The sequence below is a fragment of the Pseudomonas sp. PKS genome (genome assembly GCF_051913525.1).
GTDB classification, from domain to species: domain Bacteria; phylum Pseudomonadota; class Gammaproteobacteria; order Pseudomonadales; family Pseudomonadaceae; genus Aquipseudomonas; species Aquipseudomonas guariconensis_D.
This window is the reverse complement of record NZ_JBEGDO010000014.1, coordinates 89242-114023: the sequence shown is the minus strand read 5'-3', so window position 1 is coordinate 114023 and position 24782 is coordinate 89242. Positions and strand designations below refer to the sequence as shown.

At 61.9% G+C, this 24782-nt stretch carries 20 protein-coding genes; 18 read left to right on the top strand and 2 right to left on the bottom strand.

Annotated features, from left to right (window positions below; all coding sequences use genetic code 11):
• Positions 1-20: 20 nt before the first annotated feature.
• On the bottom strand, positions 21-2723 hold the full coding sequence (locus ABOA88_RS15810; protein ID WP_367851432.1) for a [protein-PII] uridylyltransferase: 2703 nt from the start codon (positions 2721-2723) through the stop codon (positions 21-23).
• Positions 2724-2754: 31 nt separating this feature from the next.
• Positions 2755-3537 (bottom strand): type I methionyl aminopeptidase, encoded by a 783-nt coding sequence (gene map / locus ABOA88_RS15805; protein WP_196167598.1) that lies wholly within the window; start codon positions 3535-3537, stop codon positions 2755-2757.
• 325 nt (positions 3538-3862) lie between these two features.
• Here map and rpsB point away from each other — a divergent pair, with 325 nt between their 5' ends.
• From rpsB to tilS, 18 genes are all read left to right on the top strand, one after another.
• Complete coding sequence (rpsB, locus tag ABOA88_RS15800) at positions 3863-4600, top strand: 30S ribosomal protein S2 (RefSeq protein ID WP_043208878.1); 738 nt, start codon at positions 3863-3865, stop codon at positions 4598-4600.
• A gap of 184 nt (positions 4601-4784) precedes the next feature.
• Entirely contained in the window at positions 4785-5648 is an 864-nt protein-coding gene (tsf, locus tag ABOA88_RS15795; protein ID WP_196167597.1) for a translation elongation factor Ts, read from the top strand.
• Positions 5649-5828: 180 nt separating this feature from the next.
• A complete protein-coding gene (gene pyrH, locus ABOA88_RS15790; protein WP_043208871.1) occupies positions 5829-6572 on the top strand; it encodes a UMP kinase in 744 nt (247 codons plus the stop codon).
• Positions 6569-7126, top strand: a complete 558-nt coding sequence (gene frr / locus ABOA88_RS15785) for a ribosome recycling factor (RefSeq protein WP_043208868.1) — start codon at positions 6569-6571, stop codon at positions 7124-7126. Before pyrH ends, frr begins: the two co-directional genes overlap by 4 nt.
• Positions 7127-7143: 17 nt before the next feature.
• Positions 7144-7899: a polyprenyl diphosphate synthase gene (gene uppS / locus ABOA88_RS15780; RefSeq protein ID WP_043208866.1), complete on the top strand. Its 756-nt coding sequence runs from the start codon at positions 7144-7146 to the stop codon at positions 7897-7899.
• Complete coding sequence (locus ABOA88_RS15775; RefSeq protein WP_196167596.1) at positions 7899-8714, top strand: phosphatidate cytidylyltransferase; 816 nt, start codon at positions 7899-7901, stop codon at positions 8712-8714. Before uppS ends, ABOA88_RS15775 begins: the two co-directional genes overlap by 1 nt.
• Positions 8711-9901 (top strand): 1-deoxy-D-xylulose-5-phosphate reductoisomerase, encoded by a 1191-nt coding sequence (ispC, locus tag ABOA88_RS15770; RefSeq protein WP_367851431.1) that lies wholly within the window; start codon positions 8711-8713, stop codon positions 9899-9901. Before ABOA88_RS15775 ends, ispC begins: the two co-directional genes overlap by 4 nt.
• A gap of 75 nt (positions 9902-9976) precedes the next feature.
• On the top strand, positions 9977-11329 hold the full coding sequence (gene rseP / locus ABOA88_RS15765) for an RIP metalloprotease RseP (protein ID WP_196167594.1): 1353 nt from the start codon (positions 9977-9979) through the stop codon (positions 11327-11329).
• Between the two features lie 79 nt (positions 11330-11408).
• Positions 11409-13760 carry an outer membrane protein assembly factor BamA gene (gene bamA / locus ABOA88_RS15760; RefSeq protein ID WP_196167593.1) on the top strand — a complete coding sequence of 784 codons (2352 nt, stop codon included), beginning with the start codon at positions 11409-11411 and terminating at the stop codon, positions 13758-13760.
• A 44-nt stretch (positions 13761-13804) separates the two neighbouring features.
• On the top strand, positions 13805-14308 hold the full coding sequence (locus ABOA88_RS15755) for an OmpH family outer membrane protein (RefSeq protein ID WP_043208855.1): 504 nt from the start codon (positions 13805-13807) through the stop codon (positions 14306-14308).
• Position 14309: 1 nt separating this feature from the next.
• A complete protein-coding gene (gene lpxD / locus ABOA88_RS15750; protein WP_196167592.1) occupies positions 14310-15365 on the top strand; it encodes a UDP-3-O-(3-hydroxymyristoyl)glucosamine N-acyltransferase in 1056 nt (351 codons plus the stop codon).
• 113 nt (positions 15366-15478) lie between these two features.
• Positions 15479-15919: a 3-hydroxyacyl-ACP dehydratase FabZ gene (gene fabZ / locus ABOA88_RS15745; RefSeq protein WP_003252314.1), complete on the top strand. Its 441-nt coding sequence runs from the start codon at positions 15479-15481 to the stop codon at positions 15917-15919.
• Entirely contained in the window at positions 15916-16692 is a 777-nt protein-coding gene (gene lpxA / locus ABOA88_RS15740) for an acyl-ACP--UDP-N-acetylglucosamine O-acyltransferase (RefSeq protein WP_196167591.1), read from the top strand. The genes fabZ and lpxA overlap by 4 nt, the downstream gene beginning before the upstream one ends.
• A gap of 1 nt (position 16693) precedes the next feature.
• Positions 16694-17821, top strand: coding sequence for a lipid-A-disaccharide synthase (gene lpxB / locus ABOA88_RS15735; RefSeq protein WP_196167590.1), 1128 nt, complete (start codon positions 16694-16696; stop codon positions 17819-17821).
• A 1-nt stretch (position 17822) separates the two neighbouring features.
• Positions 17823-18446, top strand: coding sequence for a ribonuclease HII (rnhB, locus tag ABOA88_RS15730; protein WP_070094119.1), 624 nt, complete (start codon positions 17823-17825; stop codon positions 18444-18446).
• Positions 18447-18632: 186 nt separating this feature from the next.
• The gene (gene dnaE / locus ABOA88_RS15725; protein WP_196167589.1) at positions 18633-22157 is read left to right on the top strand and encodes a DNA polymerase III subunit alpha; all 3525 of its coding nucleotides are present in this window, start codon (positions 18633-18635) and stop codon (positions 22155-22157) included.
• 105 nt (positions 22158-22262) lie between these two features.
• Positions 22263-23210, top strand: coding sequence for an acetyl-CoA carboxylase carboxyltransferase subunit alpha (locus ABOA88_RS15720; RefSeq protein ID WP_043208841.1), 948 nt, complete (start codon positions 22263-22265; stop codon positions 23208-23210).
• Between the two features lie 153 nt (positions 23211-23363).
• On the top strand, positions 23364-24659 hold the full coding sequence (gene tilS, locus ABOA88_RS15715; protein WP_196167588.1) for a tRNA lysidine(34) synthetase TilS: 1296 nt from the start codon (positions 23364-23366) through the stop codon (positions 24657-24659).
• The last annotated feature ends 123 nt before the right edge of the window (positions 24660-24782 follow it).

Here is a 24782-nt window from a genome sequence, read left to right as displayed (position 1 = left end):
AGGTCTCGTCAATCTAATCGTTAAAAGGTCACGCGGGTCGGGCTGGCGTCGCTGGCTTGGCCGGCCTGTAACTGCTTGATGATGGCCTCCTGCAAACGAAGGCACAGTTGCGGGTCGGACAGCGGCTGGTTGTCGGCATCGGTGATGAAAAACACGTCTTCCACGCGCTCGCCCAGTGTGGCGATCTTGGCGTTCTGCAGCGACAGGTCGAACTCCAGGAAGATCCTGCCGACCCTGGCCAGCAGGCCAGGGCGATCGGGCGCGGTGATCTCTAGGATGGTCACCGGCCGCTGGGCGTCGTTGTGGATGGTCACCTGGGGGGCGAAGGTGAAGTGCTTGAGCTGGCGCGGCACCCGACGCTGGATGATGGTCGGGTAGTCCTCGGGATTGCGCAGGGCTTCGGTCAGGCCATCGCGGATCTGCTTGACCCGCTGCGGGTTGTCGCCGATCGAGCCGCCGTCGTTGTCCAGGACGATATAGGTATCGAGGGTGAACTGGCTGCTGGAGGTGATGATCCGCGCATCGTGGATGTTCAGGTTGAGCTGGGACATCGCGGCCACGGTCACGGCGAAGAAGTCGTGCTGGTCCGGCGCATAGATGAAGATCTGCGTGCCGCCCTCGAACTCGCGCTGGGTGGTTTCCTTGATCAGCACCAGTGGGCCACCATCGGACGGCTGCTGGAGAATCGCGTCGCTGTGCCAGGCGACGTCGGCGGCGGTGTGGCGCAGGAAGTAGTCATCGCCCAGCTGGGCCCAGAGCTGCTCCACGTCGTCCGGGTCGGTGCCTTCGCGGACCAGGATGTCCAGCGCCGCGGTCTGCGTCTGGCGGATCTGCTCCTCGCGGTCCAACGGGTTTTCCAGGCCCCGGCGCAGGGCGCGTTTGGTCTCAGTGTAGAGCTGGCGCAGCAGGCTGGCGCGCCAGGAGTTCCACAGGCTGGGGTTGGTGGCGTTGATATCGGCCACGGTCAGCACATAGAGGTAGTCCAGGCGCGTCTCGTCACCCACCAGCAGGGCGAAGTCGTTGATCACCTGCGGGTCCGAGAGGTCCTTGCGCTGGGCGGTGGTGGACATCACCAGGTGCTGCTGTACCAGCCAGACGATCAGTTTGCTGTCCCACGCCGGCAACTGGTGGCGCTTGCAGAACGCCTGGGCATCCACCGCGCCCAGCTCTGAATGGTCGCCCTGGCGTCCCTTGCCGATGTCGTGATACAGGCCAGCGAGGTAGATCAGCTCAGGTTTGGGCAGGCGGCCCATGAGTTTGCTGGCCAGTGGGAATTTCTCCGACACCGGGGTGTACTGGAGTTTGCGCAGGTGCTTGATCAAGTTGAGGGTATGGGCATCGACCGTATAGATGTGGAACAGGTCGTGCTGCATCTGCCCGACGATCAGGCCGAACTCCGGCAGGTAGCGGCCAAGAATGCCGTAGCGGTTCATGCGGCGCAGGTTGCGATGGATGCCGATTTCGCACTTGAACAGCTCGATGAACAGGCTGGTGTTGCGGATATCGTTGCGGAACTTGTCATTGATCAGGTGACGGTGTTCGCGCAACTGGCGCACGGTGTCGGCGCGCACGCCCTTGATCTCCGGGTGCTGGGCCATCAGCACGAAGATCTCCAGCATGGCGAACGGCGTGCGTTTGAACACGTTCGGGTTGACCGCTTCGATGTAGCCATCGTGCAGGCGGAAGCGTGCATTGAGCGGCTGGGTGGTGCCGCTGTCCTCGTCAGCGAGGATGACTTCCTCGAAGTGCTGGATGATGAGGTCGCACAGCTGGCTGATGCTCATCACCACCCGGTAATACTGCTGCATGAACTGCTCGATGGCCCGCTTGGGGTTCTCGTCGCTGTAACCGAGCAGTGCGGCGATGCTGCGCTGATGGTCGAACAGCAGGCGGTCCTCGGCACGCCCTGCAAGCATGTGCAGGGCATAGCGCACGCGCCACAGGAACGCCTGGGAAGACGCCAGCAGTTCGTTCTCGCTTTCCAGCAGGAAGTCTTCGCCGGCCAGGGCATGGAGGTTCAGGGTGCCGTACTGGCGGCGGGCCACCCAGAGGACGGTCTGGATGTCGCGCAGGCCGCCCGGAGAGCCTTTGACGTTGGGCTCGAGGTTGTATTCAGTGTCGTTGTACTTGTGGTGGCGGGCCTTGAGTTCGGCGCGCTTGGCCAGGAAGAACTCCTTGCTCGGCCACATGTGCTCGGTGCTGGTCACATCCAGCATGCGCTGGCGCAGGGCTTCGGGGCCGGCGATGGTGCGGCTTTCCATCAGGTTGGTGATGACCGTCAGGTCGGCGCGGGCCTGTTCGGCGCATTCATCGACCGTGCGCACGCTCTGGCCGACTTCCAGGCCGATGTCCCAGAGCAGTGTCAGGAAGCGCTCGATGGCGTCGCGGTACTGCTCATGCTCGGCGCTGTCGAGCAGGATCAGCAGGTCGATGTCCGACCAGGGGTGCAGCTCGCCACGGCCGTAGCCGCCGACGGCCACCAGGGCGATGCCTGCCTGGTCGCGCCAGTCGAACTGGTTCCAGGCCTGTTGCAGGATGTTGTCGACGAACCAGGCGCGTGCCTCGATGAGAGGGCGGATCTCGCAGCCTTCCCGAAAGCGCCGGTCGAGCACCGTGCTCGCCTGTCGGATGGCCTTCTTGAAGGCAGCGATGGGGCTAGCCTTGAGGGCCAGTTCCGCCTGGAACTGGCCGCGGTCGAACAGCTCGGGATCCAGCTGGGGCATCGAGTCGCGTTCCTGTGTGATTGGCCCCGGGTCAGGCCGAGGTGCGCGGGAGGGTATCGTCCTTGCGCAGGGTGAAGATTTCGTAGCCGGTAGCGGTCACCAGGATGGTGTGTTCCCACTGTGCCGAAAGCTTGCGGTCCTTGGTGATGGCGGTCCAGCCGTCGCCCAGCACCTTGGTGTCGGCCTTGCCCTGGTTGATCATCGGCTCGATGGTGAAGGTCATGCCTTCCTTGAGTTCCATGCCGGTGCCAGCGCGGCCGTAGTGCAGCACCTGCGGCTCTTCATGGAACACCTTGCCGATGCCATGACCGCAGAACTCGCGGACCACGGAAAAGCCATTCTTCTCGGCGTGTTTCTGGATGACCTCGCCGATATCGCCCAGGCGGCAACCCGGCTTGACCAGTTCGATGGCCTTGTACATGCACTCCTGGGTCACCTTGGACAGGCGCTCGGCCCACGGGGCGACGGTGCCGACATGGAACATGCGGCTGGTATCGCCGTGGTAGCCATCCTTGATCACGGTGATGTCGATGTTGATGGTGTCACCTTCCTTGAGCGGCTTCTCGTTAGGGATGCCGTGGCAAACCACATGGTTGATCGAGGTGCAGATCGACTTGGGGAAGCCTTTGTAGTTGAGCGGCGCCGGAATGGCCTGCTGGACGTTGACGATGTAGTCGTGGCAGATGCGGTCCAATTCTTCGGTGGTGACACCGGGCTTGACGTGTTCCTCGATCATCTCGAGGACTTCGGCGGCCAGGCGGCCGGCGATGCGCATCTTCTCGATGTCTTCTGCGGTCTTGATGGTGACGGTCATTACAGGCTCTCTACGGCGCCACGAGGGCGCGAACAAACGGGAAAGGCCATATTCTATCAGAGGGTGGCTTCAAACCCAGCATTGAGCGGCAAGCAGTCTGCAGGCGATCCGCTTTTGCTTGCAGCTTGTCGCTTCGAACTGTTCTGACTGGGTTCCGTTCGCTCGCGGTCTGTGGTATAAAATGCGCCGCTTTCGGGGGAGGTCCTCCGGAAGCTCAAACCCACACACGTGTCGACACGATGACCTGGGTGCTCCGAGTCCGATGGGCTCGTGGGTTGGTCATTGGGATACGTGGAGGCCCAACCCGACTTATCAAGGAACTATCATGTCCCAAGTCAACATGCGCGATATGCTGAAGGCCGGTGTGCACTTCGGCCACCAGACCCGTTACTGGAACCCGAAAATGGGCAAGTTCATTTTCGGCGCGCGTAACAAGATCCACATCATCAACCTGGAAAAAACCCTGCCGATGTTCAACGACGCTCTGTCGTTCGTAGAGCGCCTGGCCCAGGGCAAGAACAAGATCCTGTTCGTCGGTACCAAGCGTTCCGCTGGCAAGATCGTCGCCGAGCAAGCTGCTCGTTGCGGTTCGCCATACGTTGACCACCGCTGGTTGGGCGGCATGCTGACCAACTACAAGACCATCCGTGCTTCGATCAAGCGTCTGCGCGACCTGGAAACCCAGGCCGAAGATGGCACTTTCGCCAAGCTGACCAAGAAAGAAGCCCTGATGCGCTCCCGCGACCTGGAAAAACTGGATCGCAGCCTGGGCGGCATCAAGGACATGGGCGGTCTGCCTGACGCACTGTTCGTCATCGACGTTGATCACGAGCGCATCGCGATCACCGAAGCCAACAAGCTGGGCATCCCGGTTATCGGCGTTGTCGATACCAACAGCAGCCCTGAAGGTGTTGATTACATCATCCCAGGTAACGATGACGCCATCCGCGCCATCGAGCTGTACATGACTTCGATGGCTGACGCCGTCATCCGCGGCCGCAACAACGTTGCTGGCGGCACCGAAGTCTACGCTGAAGAAGCGGCGGCACCAGCTGCCGAGTAATTGACGCCTGCGTCTACTTGGCACGCAAAAAGGGGGCTTGGCCCCCTTTTTGCCACCTGAAATCCTCCTGTCAGCATCACGTCGCATCCTGTAGTGCGCTGACATCAAGACAGTGGATTTCCAGAATTGAACGCCCGTGATGAGCGGGTGGAATGGTTGAAAAACTTTCCAAGAGGATTTTGAAATGGCAGCAATTACTGCAGCGCTGGTAAAAGAACTGCGTGAGCGTACTGGCGAAGGCATGATGGATTGCAAGAAGGCCCTGGAAAAGGCTGGCGGCGACATCGAGAAAGCCATTGATGACATGCGCGCATCGGGCGCCATCAAGGCTGCCAAGAAGGCTGGTAACGTTGCCGCTGAAGGCGCTATCGCCGTCAAGACCGACGGTAAATCCGCCGTCCTGCTGGAAGTGAACTCGCAGACCGACTTCCTGGCCCTGCAAGACGACTTCAAGGCCTTCGTTGCCGAAAGCATCGAAGAAGCCTTCGCCCAGAAACTGACCGACGCCGCTCCGCTGATCGCCTCGCGCGAAGCCGCTCGTGAAGCCCTGGTCGCCAAGTGCGGCGAGAACGTCAACATCCGTCGCCTGGCGCGCGTTGAAGGTGACGTTGTCGGTGCCTACCTGCACGGCAACAAGATCGGTGCCGCTGTCGTCCTGAAAGGCGGCGACGTTGAGCTGGCCAAGAACATCGCCATGCACGTTGCAGCTTCGAACCCAGAGTTCCTGCTGCCGTCGGAAGTCTCGGCCGAAGCCATCGAGCGCGAGAAGGGCGTCTTCCTGCAGCTGAACGCTGACAAGATTGCTGGCAAGCCAGAAAACATCGTCGAGAACATGATCAAAGGTCGTATCTCGAAGTTCCTGGCCGAAGCCTCCCTGGTCGAGCAGGCGTTCGTCATGAACCCGGAAGTCAAAGTCGGTGACCTGGCCAAGAAAGCCGGTGCTGAAATCGTTTCCTTCACCTACTTCAAGGTCGGCGAAGGCATCGAGAAGCCTGTCGACAACTTCGCTGAAGAAGTTGCCGCCCAGGTAGCTGCCGCCAAGCAGTAAGACGGACTCGTCTGTCGCCCCAAAGAGGCTGCCCGCTCACGCGCGCAGCCTCTTTGTCAAACCGGAGCCGGGTTTATCCGGCCAGGCTCCGCTGGCGCTGAAGCAGTGCCACGCTACAGTTAGCAGGCTGTTACCCAGCCCGCGCAGAATTTACTTAAGACGCCGCAGGAGAGACTCGCAATGGCCCAGCAGGTGAGTGGTCGCCAACCTCGCTATAAACGCATTTTGCTCAAACTTAGCGGCGAGGCCCTGATGGGCTCGGAAGAGTTCGGGATCGACCCGAAAGTACTTGATCGCATGGCCTTGGAAGTCGGTCAGCTGGTCGGCATCGGTGTCCAGGTCGGTCTGGTGATCGGTGGGGGCAACCTGTTCCGCGGCGCAGCGCTCAGCGCAGCCGGCATGGACCGCGTCACCGGCGACCACATGGGGATGCTGGCGACCGTGATGAACGCCCTGGCCATGCGCGACGCGCTGGAGCGCTCGAACATCCCGGCCTTGGTCATGTCCGCCATTTCCATGGTTGGCGTCACCGATCATTACGACCGTCGCAAAGCTATTCGTCACCTCAACTCCGGGGATGTGGTAATTTTCTCCGCCGGTACCGGCAACCCGTTCTTCACCACCGACTCCGCAGCCTGCCTGCGCGCCATCGAAATCGATGCTGACGTGGTGCTGAAGGCGACCAAGGTCGACGGTGTCTACACTGCCGATCCATTCAAGGACCCGCACGCCGAGAAGTTCGATCACCTGACCTACGATGAGGTCCTGGATCGCAAGCTCGGTGTCATGGATCTGACCGCAATCTGCCTGTGCCGCGACCACAAGATGCCATTGCGGGTATTCAACATGAACAAGCCTGGCGCCCTGCTGAACATCGTGGTGGGTGGCGCTGAAGGTACTCTGATCGAGGAAGGCGAAGCATGATCAACGACATCAAGAAAGACGCTCAGGAGCGCATGGGCAAGTCCATCGAGGCCCTGGGCCGCAACCTGGCGGCGATCCGCACCGGTCGCGCCCACCCGAGCATCCTGGACAGCGTCAAGGTGCCGGCCTGGGGTAGCGAGATGCCGCTGAACCAGGTAGCTGCTATCACCGTCGAGGACGCCCGTACCCTGAAGATCGTGGCCCACGACAAGAACCTCAGCGCCGCCATCGAGAAGGCCATCCTGACCTCCGACCTGGGCCTGAACCCGTCGAGCGCCGGCACCACCATTCGTGTGCCGATGCCAGCCCTGACCGAGGAAACCCGTAAGGGTTACACCAAACAGGCCCGTGGCGTTGCCGAAGATGCCAAGGTTTCGGTGCGCAACGTGCGTCGCGATGCCCTGGCCGACCTCAAGAAGCTGGCCAAGGACAAGGAAATCAGCGAAGACGAAGAGCGTCGCGCCGCCGACGAGCTGCAGAAGCTGACCGACAAGTTCATCGCTGAAGTCGACAAGGCTCTGGAGATCAAGGAGAAGGACCTGATGGCCGTTTGAGGCCAGGGGTTTCTCTCATGGAAAAGACCAAGTCAGCGGCATCGCCTTCGGTGCCGCGTCACGTCGCGATCATCATGGATGGCAACAATCGCTGGGCGAAGCGACGCCTGCTGCCCGGCGTCGCCGGGCACAAGGCTGGCGTGGATGCCGTGCGTGCGGTGATCGAAGTCTGTGCTGAGGCCGGGGTCGAGGTGCTGACCTTGTTCGCTTTCTCCAGTGAGAACTGGCAGCGTCCGGCCGATGAAGTCGGTGCGCTGATGGAGCTGTTCTTCACGGCGCTGCGCCGTGAAGCCAAGCGCCTTAACGAGAACAAGATCAGTTTGCGGATCATTGGCGATCGTTCGCGCTTCCATCCTGAGTTGCAGGCTGCGATGCGCGAAGCCGAGGCCCTGACCGCCGGCAATGACCGCTTCATCCTGCAGGTTGCCGCCAACTACGGCGGGCAGTGGGATATCGCCCAGGCTGCACAGCGCCTGGCGCGTGAAGTCCAGGCAGGCCACCTGCGCCCCGAGGACATCACGCCCGATCTGCTGCAGACGTGCCTGGCCACCGGTGACCTGCCGCTACCCGACCTGTGCATCCGCACCGGGGGCGAGCATCGCATCAGCAACTTCCTGCTGTGGCAGCTGGCTTATGCCGAGCTGTACTTCTCCGACCTGTACTGGCCGGACTTCAAACACGAGGCCATGCGCAACGCCCTGGCCGATTTCGCTTCGCGCCAGCGCCGCTTCGGTAAGACCAGCGAGCAGGTCGAGGCTGGAGCTCGTGCTTAATGCTTAAACAACGCATCATTACCGCGCTGATCCTGTTGCCGATCGCGCTGGGTGGTTTCTTCCTGCTCAACGGTGGGGAGTTCGCCTTGTTCATCGGCCTGGTGGTGACCATTGGTGCCTGGGAGTGGGCGCGGCTGGCAGGGCTGGTGGCCCAACCGCTGCGCCTGGCTTATGCCGCTGTGGTGGCTGGGGCGTTGATGCTGCTCTATCTGATGCCGGATCTCGCACCCTGGGTCTTGGGTGCGTCGGTGATCTGGTGGGCGCTGGCCACCTGGTTGGTCCTTACTTATCCGCGTACCAGCGACCTGTGGGCCAGTGCCGCCTGCCGCCTGCTGATCGGGCTGCTTGTGTTACTGCCAGCCTGGCAGGGGTTGGTGCTGCTCAAGCACTGGCAGCTGGGCAACTGGCTGATCCTGGCAGTGATGGTTCTGGTCTGGGCGGCCGATATCGGTGCCTATTTCGCCGGGCGTGCCTTCGGCAAGCGTAAGCTGGCGCCGCAGGTCAGTCCGGGCAAGAGCTGGGAAGGTGTCTATGGCGGCATGGCCGTCAGCCTGCTGATCGCTCTCGGCGTGGGCCTGGCCCGTGACTGGAGCTTCGGGCAGGTGCTGCTGGGTCTGCTGGGTGCTGTGGTCGTGGTGATGTCTTCGGTGATCGGTGACTTGACCGAGAGCATGTTCAAGCGCCGCGAAGGCATCAAGGACAGCAGCAACCTGCTGCCGGGGCATGGGGGCGTGCTTGATCGCATCGATAGCCTGACCGCGGCGATCCCCATGTTCGCCGTGCTGCTGTGGGCGGCCGAATGGGGTGTCATGTGAGCCGTCCGCAACGTATCACTGTGCTGGGAGCCACCGGATCCATCGGTCTCAGCACTCTGGACGTCATCGCGCGCCATCCGCAGCGCTACGAGGTATTCGCCCTGAGCGGGTACTCCCGTCTCGATGAGTTGCTTGCCCTGTGTGTGCGGCATCGCTCGGCCTATGCAGTGGTGCCGAGCGCCGATGCCGCTGCGCGTCTGCGTGAAGGCCTGACGGCTGCTGGTTGTCCCACCGAGGTGTTGGAAGGGGAGGCGGGTCTTTGCCAGGTCGCCTGTGCATCCGAAGTGGATGCCGTGATGGCGGCCATCGTCGGTGCTGCGGGCCTGCGCCCCACCCTGGCTGCCGTCGAGGCGGGCAAGAAGGTGTTGCTGGCCAACAAGGAAGCGCTGGTGATGTCCGGTGCGCTGTTCATGGATGCGGTGCGGCGCAGCGGCGCCGTGCTGTTGCCAATCGACAGCGAGCACAATGCGATCTTTCAGTGCCTGCCGACCGACCATGCCCGGGGCCTGGCCCAGGTGGGCGTGCGTCGTATCCTACTGACCGCCTCGGGTGGGCCGTTCCGCGAGACGCCCGTCGCCGCGCTGGAGGATGTCACCCCCGAGCAGGCTTGCGCCCATCCCAACTGGTCCATGGGGCGCAAGATTTCGGTCGACTCGGCGAGCATGATGAACAAAGGGCTGGAACTCATCGAGGCCTGCTGGTTGTTCGATGCGGCGCCGGCCAAAGTGGAAGTAGTGGTGCATCCACAAAGCGTCATCCACTCCTTGGTGGATTACGTCGACGGCTCGGTGCTTGCCCAGTTGGGCAATCCGGACATGCGTACGCCGATCGCCAATGCCCTGGCTTGGCCTGAGCGTATCGATTCCGGTGTCGCGCCGCTGGATCTGTTCTCGATCGCCCGTCTGGATTTCCAGGCCCCTGACGAACAACGCTTCCCCTGCCTGCGCCTGGCACGTCAGGCTGCCGAGGCTGGCAACAGTGCGCCTGCCGTGCTCAATGCCGCCAATGAAGTGGCTGTGGAGGCATTTCTCCAGCGGCGTATCCGCTTCCCCGAGATCGCGGGTATGATCGAACAGGTGCTTGACCAGGAACCGGTGGTGGCGCTGCCGACGCTGGATGCGGTGTTTGCCGCCGACCAGCGGGCCCGGGAGCTTTCCCGGGAGTGGTTGAGGCGTCGCGGTTACTGATGCTGGTGGCCTGCATGCTCAAGTCTTGCAGGCCGCGAGTTCCAGGGATGGGCTGAACGTCATTCGGAGATGGTTATGACAGCGCTCTACATGATAATCGGCACCCTGGTCGCCCTGGGTGTATTGGTCACGTTCCATGAGTTCGGCCATTTCTGGGTTGCCCGGCGCTGCGGCGTCAAGGTGCTGCGGTTCTCCGTAGGCTTCGGTACGCCGCTGGTGCGCTGGCACGACCGCCATGGTACCGAATTCGTGGTGGCGGCAATTCCCCTGGGTGGTTACGTCAAGATGCTCGACGAGCGTGAGGGCGAAGTGCCCCCTGCGCTGCTCGGTCAATCCTTCAACCGCAAGCCGGTTGGCCAGCGCATCGCTATCGTCGCGGCGGGCCCCATTGCCAACTTCCTCCTGGCGATTCTGTTCTTCTGGGTCGTGGCCCTGCTCGGAACCCAGCAGGTTCGCCCGGTCATCGGTTCGGTGGAGTCGGGCAGCCTGGCGGCTTCCGCCGGGCTGATCGCGGGCCAGGAAGTGGTCTCGATCGACGGCAAACCGACCAACGGCTGGTCCGCCGTCAATCTGCAACTGGTGCGCCGCCTTGGCGAGAGCGGCACCTTGCGGGTCGGTGTGCGCGATGAGGGCGCAACCCTCGAGCGTCAGCATGAAGTCAATCTCGATCACTGGCTCAAGGGTGTCGACGAGCCTGATCCGATCCAGTCTCTTGGCCTGCGCCCCTGGCGTCCAGCCATCCCTCCCGTGCTCGCCGAGATCGATCCCAAGGGGCCGGCGGCTGCGGCCGGGCTCAAGACCGGCGACACATTGCTTGCGTTGGACGGCGTTGTCCTTAAGGACTGGCAGCAAGTTGTGGACAGCGTTCGCGCACGTCCCGAGGCCAAGGTGCGCTTGCGCGTAGAGCGTGACGGCGCACAGCTGGAGGTCCCGGTAATCCTTGCACGCCGCGGTGAAGGGCAGGCCTCTGGGGGGTACCTTGGCGCGGGGGTCAAGGGGGTCGAATGGCCTGCCGAAATGCTTCGTGAAATCAGCTACGGGCCGCTGGAGGCGGTGGGCGAGAGCCTTTCCCGAACCTGGAGCATGAGCGTCCTGACCCTTGAATCGCTGAAGAAAATGCTGTTCGGGGAGCTCTCGGTAAAAAACTTGAGCGGACCGATAACCATTGCTAAAGTGGCGGGCGCTTCAGCCCAGTCGGGCATGGGGGATTTCCTGAATTTCCTGGCCTACCTGAGCATAAGCCTGGGGGTTCTTAACCTGCTGCCCATTCCAGTACTGGATGGGGGGCATTTGCTGTTTTACCTGATCGAGCTGGCGCGCGGTCGTCCGCTCTCGGATCGGGTGCAAGGTTGGGGGGTCCAGATCGGTATCAGTTTGGTCATTGGGGTGATGTTGCTCGCCCTGATCAACGATCTGGGTCGACTATAAAAAGCTTCGCTCAATTGCGAACGAACCTGCCGCCTTATCGCGGCGGGTTGTTTATTGCCAGTTGGAATAAAAGGACTTCATGAAACGTCTGCTGCTAACTGCGGTCCTCTCCGCACTGATGATCGCTGAAGTTCACGCCGAGTCCTTCACCATCTCCGATATTCGCGTCAATGGTCTGCAGCGGGTCTCCGCGGGCAGCGTGTTCGGTGCCTTGCCCTTGAACGTGGGTGATCAGGCCGATGATCGCCGTCTGGTCGAGTCTACGCGCTCCCTATTCAAGACCGGCTTCTTCCAGGACATCCAGCTGAGCCGCGACGGCAATGTCCTGATCATCAATGTGGTCGAGCGCCCATCGGTTTCGAGCATCGAGATCGAAGGCAACAAGGCGATCAGCACCGAAGACCTGATGAAGGGCCTGAAGCAGTCCGGCCTGGCCGAAGGCGAAATCTTCCAGCGCGCCACCCTCGAAGGCGTGCGTAACGAACTGCAGCGCCAGTATGTGGCCCAGGGCCGCTACTCGGCCGAAGTCGACGCTGAAGTGGTACCGCAACCACGCAACCGTGTCGGCCTGAAGATCAAGATCAACGAAGGCACCGTCGCTGCCATCCAGCACATCAACATCGTTGGCAACAACGTCTTCGATGACGAGGAACTGAGCCAGCTGTTCGAGCTCAAGACCACCAACTGGCTGTCCTTCTTCAAGAACGACGACAAGTATGCCCGCGAGAAACTCTCCGGTGACCTGGAGCGTCTGCGCTCCTACTACCTGGACCGCGGCTACATCAACATGGACATCGCCTCCACCCAGGTGTCCATCACGCCGGACAAGAAGCACGTCTACATCACCGTCAACATCAACGAAGGCGAGAAGTACACCGTCCGCGACGTGAAGCTCTCCGGTGACCTCAAAGTGCCGGAAGACCAGGTCAAGTCGCTGCTACTGGTGCAGCCAGGCCAGGTGTTCTCGCGCAAGGTGATGACCACGACCTCCGACCTGATTACTCGTCGCCTGGGTAACGAAGGCTACACCTTCGCCAACGTCAACGGCGTGCCACAGCCGCACGACGAAGACCATACCGTCGACATCATGTTCGTGGTCGATCCGGGCAAGCGTGCCTACGTCAACCGTATCAACTACCGCGGCAACACCAAGACCGAAGACGAAGTGCTGCGCCGCGAAATGCGCCAGATGGAAGGCGGCTGGGCGTCGACCTATCTGATCGACCAGTCCAAGACCCGCCTGGAGCGCCTGGGCTTCTTCAAGGAAGTCAACGTCGAAACGCCTCCGGTGCCGGGCACCGATGACCAGGTCGACGTGAACTACAGCGTTGAAGAGCAGGCTTCCGGCTCGATCACTGCAAGCGTCGGTTTTGCTCAGAGTGCAGGCCTGATCCTGGGTGGTTCGATCAGCCAGAGCAACTTCCTGGGTACGGGTAACAAGGTTTCTGTCGGTCTGACCCGTTCGGAATACCAGACTCGCTACAACTTCGGCTTCGTTGACCCCTACTGGACTGCTGACGGTGTCAGCCTGGGGTACAACGCCTTCTACCGCAGCACCAACTACGACGACCTTGATGTCGACGTGGCCAGCTATGCGGTAGACAGCCTGGGTGCTGGCGTCAACGTTGGCTATCCGATCAGCGAAACCTCGCGCCTGACCTTCGGCCTGAACGTACAGCAGGACAAGATCAAGACCGGCAAGTACACCGTCGACGAGATTTTCGACTTCCTGGAGAAGGAAGGTGATGACAGCTTCCTGAACTTCAAGGCTTCGGCGGGCTGGTCGGAGTCGACCCTTAACAAAGGTGTTCTGGCGACCCGTGGCCACTCCCAAAGCCTGAGCGCTGAAGTGACCACGCCTGGCAGCGACCTGTCGTTCTTCAAGATCGACTACCGTGGGCAGTTGTTCAAGCCAATCACTAACGAGTACACCCTGCGCCTGCACACCGAATTGGGCTATGGTGATGGTTTCGGTTCCACTGACGGGCTGCCGTTCTACGAGAACTACTTCGCGGGTGGTTTCAACTCGGTGCGTGGTTTCAAGGACAGCAGCCTGGGTCCACGTAGTACGCCGAGCAAGGGTACCAAGCCAGGTACTATCGCAGACCCGGACCAGGATCCGCTGCCGTTCGGTGGTAACGTCCTTGTCCAGGGCGGGGCCGAGTTGCTGTTCCCGCTACCGTTTGTCAAAGACCAGCGCTCCCTGCGCACCTCCGTGTTCTGGGACGTGGGTAACGTGTTCGACACCAATTGCGGCAACAAACCTGATTGCGAAAAGGTCGGTTTCTCGGGCATGGCAAGTTCTGTTGGCCTGGGTGTCACCTGGATCACTGCGCTGGGTCCGCTGAGCTTCAGCCTGGCGATGCCGGTGAAGAAGCCGGACGACGCCGATACCCAGGTGTTCCAATTCTCTCTGGGCCAGACCTTCTAAGGTCGGCCCTTGCTTAACGACAACGGTTTATCCAGGAGTGCATCGTGCGTAAGTTGACCCAACTGGCCGTGATGGCCGCGGCGCTGGTCGCCACCCCGGCTTTCGCCGAAATGAAGGTCGCCGTGCTGAACTATCAGATGGCGCTGCTCGAATCCGACGCGGCCAAGAAGTACGCCGTCGATGCCGAGAAGAAGTTCGGTCCGCAACTGACCAAGCTCAAGAACCTGGAAAGCAGTGCCAAAGGCATCCAGGACCGCCTGATCAAGGGCGGCGACAAGATGCAGCAGCAGGAGCGCGAGCGTCTGGAACTCGAGTTCAAGCAAAAGGCCCGCGACTTCCAGTTCCAGTCCAAGGAGCTGAACGAAGCCAAGGCCGTTGCAGACCGTGACATGCTCAAGCAGCTCAAGCCCAAGCTGGATGGCGCTGTTGAGGAAGTGATCAAGAAAGGCGGCTACGACCTGGTGCTCGAGCGCGGCGCGGTGATCGATGTCAAGCCGCAGTACGACATCACCCGCCAAGTCATCGAGCGCATGAACCAAGCCCGTTGATATGACCGTGACCATGACGCTCGGCCAATTGGCCGAGGCCCTCGGGGCGCAGCTCAAAGGCCCCGAGACGCTGCAGATCACCGGGCTGGCCACCTTGCAGGAGGCCACCGCCGGGCAACTGAGCTTTCTTGCCAACAAGCAGTACCGCAAGTACCTGGACGATTCTCAGGCAGGTGCGGTGTTGCTCAAGGCCGAGGACGCCGAAGGCTTCGCCGGTAACGCACTGATCGTGGCGGACCCATACCTTGCATATGCCCGCATTTCGCACCTGTTCGATCCAAAGCCCAAGGCTGTGGTGGGAATTCATCCCAGCGCCGTGGTGCATGAGGACGCACAGGTCGATGCCAGCGCCAGCATCGGCCCGTTCGCGGTGATCGAAAGCGGCGCGCGGATCGGCGCCAACGTGACGGTCGGCGCCCATTGCTTCATTGGTGCACGTTGCGTGATCGGTGAAGGTGGTTGGCTCGCTCCGCGTGTCACGCTGTATCACGACGTGACCATCGGCAAGCGGGTGGTGATCCAGTCCGGCGCCGTGATCGGTGGGGAAGGCTTTGGCTTTGCCAACGAGAAAGGCGTCTGGCAGAAAATCGCCCAGATCGGCGGTGTGACGCTGGGTGACGACGTCGAGATCGGCGTGAACACCGCCGTAGACCGTGGCGCACTGTCGGACACTCGTATCGGCAATGGCGTCAAGCTCGACAACCAGATCCAGATCGCCCACAACGTGCAGGTCGGTGACCACACGGCAATGGCGGCCTGTGTCGGGATCTCCGGCAGCACGCGCATCGGCAAGCATTGCATGATCGCCGGTGGCGTCGGCATGGTGGGTCACATCGATGTCTGCGACAACGTATTCGTTTCCGGTATGACCATGGTCACTCGTTCGATCACCGAGCCGGGCGGCTATTCTTCCGGCACGGCCATGCAACCTCTGGCCGAATGGCGCAAGAGCGCCGCGCGGATCCGCCAGTTGGATGAAATGTCCAAGCGTCTCCAGCAGTTGGAAAAACGTGTCGATACCGTGACCTCAGGTGGCCAGCCGGCATCAGAAGGCTGATACCATTCCCTGAGCAAGAGTGAACAGACGCTAGCTGGCTCCTCTTTGGATTGCAAAAGGAGCGTGTGGTCAGCACCTGCGCTCCCTATTCTTATTACAGGCTTCCCCCCGAAATGATGGACATCAACGAGATTCGCGAATACCTGCCTCACCGTTACCCGTTCCTGCTGGTGGACCGGGTGACGGATCTGGATTTCGAGGCCCAGAGCATTCGTGCCTACAAGAATGTCAGCATCAACGAGCCGTTCTTCAATGGCCATTTCCCGGCGCATCCGATCATGCCGGGCGTGCTGATCATCGAGGCGATGGCCCAGGCGGCCGGGATTCTCGGATTCAAGATGCTCGATGCCAAACCGGCGGATGGCACTCTTTACTACTTCGTCGGCTCCGACAAGCTGCGCTTCCGCCAGCCGGTGCTGCCAGGCGACCAGCTGGTGCTGGAAGCCAAGTTCCTCAGCCGCAAGAGCATGATCTGGAAGTTCGAGTGCCGCGCCCTGGTTGACGGCAAGCCGGTCTGCTCGGCAGAGATCACTTGCGCGGAACGCTCCCTATGAGTTCGATTGATCCTCGGGCGATCATCGATCCGTCGGCCAAGATTGCCGACGGTGTCGAGGTAGGCCCCTGGTCGATCGTAGGCCCAGGCGTGGAGATTGGCGAGGGCACCGTCATCGGTCCTCACGTGGTGCTCAAAGGGCCGACCCGCATCGGCAAGCACAACCGAATCTTCCAGTTCTCTTCCATCGGCGAGGACACGCCTGACCTCAAGTACAAGGGCGAACCCACGCGTCTGGTGATCGGGGACCACAATGTGATCCGCGAAGGCGTGACCATTCACCGGGGCACCATCCAGGACCGCTCGGAAACCACGCTGGGCGACCACAACCTGATCATGGCCTATGCCCATATCGGGCATGACAGCGTCATCGGCAACCACTGCATCCTGGTCAACAACACTGCGTTGGCCGGCCATGTGCACGTGGGGGACTGGGCGATCCTGTCCGGCTATACCCTGGTCCACCAGTACTGCCATATCGGTGCCCACGCCTTCTCTGGCATGGGGACGGCCATCGGCAAGGACGTGCCAGCCTTCGTCACGGTGTTCGGCAGCCCTGCCGAGGCCCGCAGTATGAACTTCGAAGGCATGCGCCGTCGGGGGTTCAGTGACGAGGTCATCCACGCCCTGCGTCGCGCCTACAAGATCGTCTATCGCCACGGCCTGACTGTGGAAGATGCGATCAACGAGCTGGGCGAGCTTGCTTCCCAGTTCCCCGAGGTCGAACTGTTCCGTCAGTCGATTCTCAGTTCCGCCCGCGGCATCACCCGCTGACATGGCCCAGCTTTGCGTGGCGCTGGTCGCGGGTGAGGCCAGCGGCGATATTCTTGGCTCCGGTCTGATGCGCGCGCTCAAGGCGCGCCATCCCGATGTGCGTTTCATTGGCGTCGGCGGCCCCTTGATGGAGGCCGAGGGCCTGGTGTCCTACTTCCCCATGGAACGCCTGGCGGTCATGGGCTTGGTCGAAGTGCTCGGGCGCCTGCGGGAGCTGCTCAAGCGACGCAAGGAACTGATCAGCACCCTCATCGCCGAAAAGCCCGACGTGTTCATCGGTATCGATGCGCCGGATTTCACCCTCAATATCGAACTGAAGCTGCGTCAGGCCGGGATCAAGACCGTGCATTACGTCAGCCCCTCGGTCTGGGCCTGGCGGCAGAAGCGTGTGCTCAAGATCCGCGAAGGCTGCGACTTGATGCTCACCTTGTTCCCCTTCGAAGCGAAATTCTACGAAGAGAAGGGGGTCCCGGTGCGCTTCGTCGGCCATCCGCTGGCAGACACGATCCCTCTCGAAGCCGACCGTCAGGCTGCCCGTGAAGCCATAGGCGCGGGCGAGGGGCCATTGGTGGCCTTGATGCCGGGCAGTCGAGGTGGTGAAGTCGGCCGGCTGGGCGAATTGTTCCTCGATACAGCCCAGCGCCTGTGTGAGCTGGTGCCAGGCGTGCGTTTCGTCTCGCCCTGCGCCAACCCGGCCCGACGCGCTCAGCTCGAACAGATGCTGCAAGGTCGCGACCTGCCGGTGACCCTGCTCGACGGTCGCTCGCACCAGGCTCTGGCAGCCTGCGACGCAGTGCTCATCGCCTCAGGCACCGCGACCCTAGAGGCGCTGCTGTACAAGCGGCCCATGGTGGTCGCCTATCGTCTTGCGCCGCTGACCTACTGGATTCTCAAGCGGATGGTGAAGAGCCCCTACGTGTCGCTGCCCAACTTGCTGGCCCAGCGCCTGCTGGTGCCGGAGCTGCTGCAGGACGCCGCTACCAGCGAAGCCTTGGCCCAGACCGTGGCGCCGCTGATCAGCAACGGCGCGCAGCAGACCGAAAGTTTCGACCAGATCCACCGCACCCTGCGCCGCGACGCCTCCAACCAGGCGGCCGAGGCGGTGCTGGCCTTGCTGGGAGACCGATAGGATGCAAATGGGGTTGGATTTCAACCTGGTCGAGGAACTCGTCGCCGGTGTCGATGAAGTTGGCCGCGGCCCGCTGTGCGGGGCTGTGGTCACCGCCGCAGTGATTCTCGACCCGCAGCGGCCGATTCTTGGCCTCAATGACTCGAAGAAGCTCACCGAGGCCAAGCGTGAAGCGCTGTTCGACGAGATCTGCGAAAAAGCCTTGAGCTTCTGCATTGCCCGGGCGGAGGTCGAGGAAATCGACCGGCTGAATATTCTTCAGGCCACTATGTTGGCCATGCAGCGTGCGGTCGAGGGGCTGAGCATCACGCCCAAGCTCGCCCTGATCGACGGCAACCGCTGCCCCAAGCTTGCGGTGCCAGCGGCGCCAGTTGTTCAAGGGGACGCCAAGGTGCCGGCCATCGCGGCCGCCTCGATCCTGGCCAAGGTCACCCGTGATCGGGAGATGAGCGCGTTCGAGCTGATCTATCCGGGCTACGGGATCGGCGGGCACAAGGGGTATCCGACGCCTGTACACCTTGAGGCGTTGGCGCGTCTGGGGCCGACGCCGATACATCGGCGCTCTTTCGCGCCGGTGCGCGCGGCGTGGGAGGCCCGTGAGGGCATCACCGACTCTTTGATCTGAACCATTGGGGCCGCTTTGCGGCCCTTCGCGGATAAACCCGCTCCCACAGGTGTCGCGCCGCGTTCGAGGGCTGTGACGTTGTGAGGGGGGATTTGTCCGTGAAGGGGCGTATAGCGGCCCCAAAACTTTCATGGCTTTTACGCTACAATCCCGCTCTTGTTGTCTGGCACTGCTATAGGATTTTCCATGTCGGTTTCCTTCGTTCACCTTCGCGTGCACTCCGAATTTTCGCTGGTCGACGGCCTGGTGCGGATCAAGCCGCTGGCCAAGGCGCTGGCCGGAATGAACATGCCGGCGGTGGCGATTACCGACCAGAGCAACATGTGCTCCTTGGTGAAGTTCTACAAGACCGCCATGGGCGCCGGCATCAAGCCGATCTGCGGTGCCGACCTGTGGCTGGCTGGCAGCGACCCGGAAGCGCCGCTCTCGCGTATCTGCTTCCTGGCCATGAACCCCAAGGGCTATCGCAACCTCACGGAATTGATCTCCCGCGGCTGGACCGAAGGCCAGCGCAACGGCCTGGTGGTCATCCAGCGCGAGTGGATCGCCCCGGCCAGCGAGGGGTTGATCGCCTTGTCCGCTGGCAAGGAAGGCGACATCGGCATGGCACTGATGGCGGGACGCCAGGACGAGGCCCAGGCGCTGCTTGGCGATTGGATAGGCATGTTCCCCGACCGTTTCTACGTCGAGGTGCAGCGAACCAATCGCAGCGGTGACGAAGAGTACGTGCATGCCGCCGTGGCGCTGGCCGACCAGTTCGGGGTGCCCTTGGTGGCGACCAACGATGTGCGTTTCATCAAGCAGTCCGATTTCGACGCCCACGAGACCCGCGTCTGCATCGGCGAGGGCTGGACCCTCGACGATCCGCGCCGGCCCCGCGCCTACAGCGACCAGCAGTATCTCAAGTCCGCGGAGGAAATGGCCGAGCTGTTCAGTGACCTGCCGGACGCCATCGCCAATACCGTGGAAATCGCCAAGCGCTGCAACATCACCGTGCAGTTGGGCAAGTACTTCCTCCCCGATTTCCCGACGCCCAACGGCATGGGTATCGACGACTACCTGCGTCACGTCTCCCACGAAGGCCTGGAAGAGCGCCTGGCGGTGCTCTGGCCCAAGGAGACCACGCCCAATTACGAAGAGAAACGCCAGGTCTACCTGGACCGCCTGAAGTTCGAGCTGGATATCATCATCCAGATGGGCTTCCCCGGTTACTTCCTGATCGTTATGGACTTCATCAAGTGGGCCAAGAACAACGGCGTACCGGTGGGGCCTGGCCGGGGGTCGGGTGCGGGCTCGCTGGTGGCCTATGTGCTGAAGATCACCGACCTCGACCCGCTGGCCTATGACCTGCTGTTCGAGCGCTTCCTCAACCCGGAACGTATTTCCATGCCCGACTTTGACGTCGACTTCTGCATGGATGGTCGCGACCGGGTGATCGACTACGTGGCCGAAGCCTATGGGCGTAATGCGGTCAGTCAGATCATCACCTTCGGCACCATGGCCGCCAAGGCGGTGGTGCGCGACGTGGCGCGGGTCCAGGGCAAGTCCTATGGTCTGGCCGACCGTCTGTCGAAGATGATCCCGTTCGAAGTGGGCATGACCCTGGAGAAGGCCTACGAGCAGGAAGAGATCCTGCGTGACTTCCTCAAGAGCGACGAGGATGCTCGCGAGATCTGGGACATGGCCCTGAAGCTCGAAGGCGTTACCCGAGGCACCGGCAAGCACGCCGGGGGCGTGGTGATCGCGCCGACCAAGCTCACTGACTTCTCACCGATCGCCTGTGATGAAGAGGGTGGCGGCCTGGTGACCCAGTTCGACAAGGATGACGTCGAGGCTGCGGGCCTGGTGAAGTTCGACTTCCTCGGCCTGCGTACCCTGACCATCATCAAGTGGGCGATGGAGACGATCAACCGCGAGCAGGCCAAGAAGAACCTGCCCGACGTCAACATCGACTTCATCCCGCTGGACGACAAGAAAACCTACGAGCTTTTGCAAAAGGCCGAGACCACGGCCGTGTTCCAGCTCGAATCGCGCGGCATGAAGGAGCTGATCAAGAAGCTCAAGCCCGACTGCCTGGAAGACCTCATCGCACTCGTGGCGCTGTTCCGCCCTGGTCCGCTGCAATCGGGCATGGTGGATGACTTCATCAACCGTAAGCACGGCCGCGCCGAGCTGGCCTACCCGCACCCGGACTACCAGTACGAAGGCCTGAAGCCAGTACTGGCGCCGACCTACGGCATCATCCTGTACCAGGAACAGGTGATGCAGATCGCCCAGGTCATGGCCGGCTATACCCTTGGCGGCGCCGACATGCTGCGTCGCGCCATGGGTAAGAAAAAACCCGAGGAAATGGCCAAGCAGCGCGGCGGCTTCATCGAAGGTTGCGCCAACAACGGCATCGATGCAGACCTGGCGGGCAACATTTTCGACCTGGTGGAAAAGTTCGCAGGTTACGGTTTCAACAAGTCCCACTCTGCTGCCTATGGCCTGGTGTCCTATCAGACAGCCTGGCTCAAGACCCACTACCCGGCGCCGTTCATGGCCGCGGTCCTGTCGGCGGATATGCACAACACCGACAAGGTCGTGGTGCTGATCGAAGAAGTGCGCAGCATGAAGCTGCGCCTGGACGCGCCGGATGTGAACAACTCCGACTTCAAGTTCACGGTCAACGACGATGGCCGCATCGTCTATGGGCTGGGGGCGATCAAGGGCGTCGGCGAGGGCCCGGTCGAGGCCATCGTCGAGGCGCGTGCCGAGGGCGGGCCGTTCAAGGACCTGTTCGACTTCTGCGAGCGCGTCGATCTCAAGCGTATCAACAAGCGAACGCTCGATGCGCTGATCCGCAGTGGCGCGCTTGATCGCCTGGGCCCGTACTTCCATGACGAGATCAAAGCCTACCAAGCCAACATCGATCGCAACCGCGCGGTGCTGCTGTCGGCCCTGGAGGAAGCGATCAAGGCTGCCGAGCAGATCGCCCGTACTGCCGACAGCGGTCACGTGGATCTGTTCGGCGGCCTGTTCGTCGAAGAAGACTCCGACGTCTACGCCAACCACCGCAAGGTGCGCGAGCTGACCCTCAAGGAGCGCCTGCGGGGCGAGAAGGACACCCTGGGCCTGTACCTGACCGGCCACCCTATCGACGAGTACGAGACCGAGATCCGCCGCTTCGCACGCCAGCGCATCATCGATCTCAAACCGTCCCGCGACACCCAGACCGTGGCTGGAATGATCATTGCGCTGCGGGTAATGAAGAACAAGAAGGGCGACAAGATGGGCTTCGTCACCCTCGACGACCGCTCCGGGCGTATCGAGGCTTCTTTGTTTGCCGATGCGTTCATGGCGGCTCAGGCTCTTCTGCAGACTGATGCGATGGTGGTGGTGGAAGGAGAGGTCAGCCATGACGACTTTTCCGGTGGCCTGCGCCTGCGGGTCAAGCAGGTGATGACCATGGAGGATGCCCGCACCAAGTTGGCCGAAAGTCTGCGCCTCAAGGTGGCCCACGAGGCCCTCAAGGGCGACCGACTGGCCTGGCTGGGCGAGTTGATTACCCGTCACCGCGGCGGCTGCCCGATCACCCTGGAGTACACCGGCAGCGATGCGCGGGCGATGCTGCAGTTTGGCGACGAGTGGTCGATCGACCCTGCCGACGGCCTGATTCAAGCGCTGCGTGACCAGTTCGGACGTGAGAACGTCTTCCTGCAATACCGCTGAACCGACGAATTTTAATCTCGACCTGAATGCGCCTGATCCCTTAAGGTAGGGCGCCAAACGGATCAACCGGCCGGCCGCCTGGCCGTAGACCCAAGACGGATGCCTATGAACCCGAATTTCCTCGATTTCGAACAGCCGATTGCCGACCTGCAAGCCAAGATCGAAGGGCTGCGCCTGGTGGGCAACGACAATTCGCTGAACATCAGCGATGAAATTGCCCGTCTGCAAGACAAGAGCAATACCCTGACCGAAAGCATCTTCGGCAACCTGACCAGCTGGCAGATCGCCCGTCTGGCCCGTCATCCTCGTCGCCCCTATACCCTGGACTACATCGACCACATCTTTACCGAGTTCGAAGAGCTGCACGGCGACCGCCACTTCGCTGACGATGCTGCGATCGTCGGCGGTACCGCGCGCCTGGACGGCAAGCCGGTGATGGTCATCGGTCACCAGAAGGGCCGTGAAGTGCGTGAGAAGGTGCGCCGCAACTTCGGCATGCCGCGTCCGGAAGGCTACCGCAAGGCCTGCCGCCTGATGGAAATGGCCGAGCGCTTCAAGATGCCGATCCTGACCTTCATCGATACCCCGGGTGCCTACCCTGGAATCGACGCCGAAGAGCGCAACCAGAGCGAGGCCATCGCCTGGAACCTGCGGGTGATGGCACGCCTGAAGACCCCGATCATCGCCACCGTCATCGGTGAGGGCGGTTCCGGTGGTGCACTGGCCATCGGCGTCTGCGACCAGCTGAACATGCTGCAGTACTCCACCTACTCGGTGATCTCGCCGGAAGGCTGCGCCTCGATCCTGTGGAAGACCGCCGACAAGGCTGCCGATGCTGCCGAGGCAATGGGCATCACCGCCGAGCGCCTGAAGAGCCTGAACATCGTCGACAAGGTCATCAGCGAGCCTCTGGGCGGCGCCCACCGTGACCCTGCGAAGATGTCCGAAAGCATCCGTGCCGATCTGGTCGAGCAGTTGGAGATGCTGGGCAAGTTCGACCACGATGCGCTGCTGGCCCGTCGTTACGACCGCCTGATGAGCTACGGCGTCTGACCCATTCGGGGCTGCGTCGTGCTCATTCGCGGGTAAACCCGCTCTTACAACGACGGCATTGCTCTCAATGGCAGTGCTGTACCTGTGGGAGCGGGTTTACCCGCGAAAGGGGCGCGACGCACCTGCGATGATCCTCTGCAATGTGAGGTCCTGATGATCAACCTCACCGTTCAACTTTCCCCCTGGCTCAACGCCCCCGCCTGGTACGTCGCCTTCTCCGGCGGCCTTGACTCCACCGTCCTCCTGCATCTGCTGGCCGATTACGCCCGTCGTCATCACGCCCCGCCACTGCGCGTCGTCCATATCCATCATGGCCTGCAAGCCGCTGCTGATGATTGGCCGCAACATTGCCAGTCGATCTGTGATGGGCTGGGTCTCGAGCTCCAGGTAATCCATGTTCAGGTCGCGCCTGGCGCCAGCCTGGAACAGGCGGCCCGGGACGCCCGCTACGCGGCATTTGCCCAGGTGCTCGGGGTCGGGGAGGTGCTGTTCACAGGCCAGCACCGCGAGGACCAGGCCGAGACATTGCTCTTTCGTCTGTTGCGCGGTGCCGGACTGCGCGGGCTGGCGGCCATGCCGTCGGTACGCCCCCTTGGGCAGGGCTGGCTGGCCCGGCCCCTGCTGGCGGTCGGGCGGGCGCAGTTGCTCGCACAGGCCAATGCACAGGGGCTTTGCTGGATCGAGGATCCATCCAACACCAATACCACCTATGCCCGAAACTACCTGCGCGGCGAGGTATTCCCTGTGTTGAATCAGCGTTGGCCTCAGGTTGCGAGCAATCTTGCGCGCAGTGCTGGGCACTTGGGCGAGGCGCTGGGCTTGCTGGACGAGTTGGCGGCAGATGATCTGGCGGGTGCCGCACCAGGGGCGCCGTTTGCCTGGCTTGGGCTGGACTCTCTCGACCTGGCCACGCTTGAGGCGTTATCGCCGGCGCGTCAGCGAAATGCCCTGCAGTATTGGTTGAGCCGTCGGACCCGGTTACCCGACGCCCGCCATTGGGCCGGCTGGGACAGCCTGCGTGACGCAGTCGTCGATGCCCAGCCGGTATGGCGACTGGGCGATGGTGAGCTGCAGCGCAGTCATGGGCGCATCTGGTGGTTGAGTGGTCAATGGCTGGTACCGGTCGAAGGTGTGCTGAACTGGGCGGACCCAGGCGAACCTTTGACGCTGCCCGGTAATGGTTGCGTATTCGTGCAGGGTGATTGTCCGCCAGGTGGGGTGCAGGTGCGCTATCGTCAGGGCGGCGAAATGCTTGATGTGCCAGGACGGGGCCGTCGTGACCTCAAGCGCCTGCTGAACGAGCTGCAAGTCCCGCATTTCGTGCGTTCGCGTTTGCCACTGCTGTGGCAGGGTGAGCGCCTGCTGGCGGTGGCCAACCTGCCGCTGGCAGGGCAGGGTGGTATTCAGTTGCACTGGCGTCCGCCGACGAGCGTGCAAGGTTTGAGCTGAAGGGTACATTCGGGTAGACTACCCTCCCTTCTTGATACAGCTTCTGTGGGTTTCTCGAAAACACAGCAGTTGCCGATTACCAAGCAGTTTTTTGCTGGGCTGATTCTTAAAATGACGAGCGAG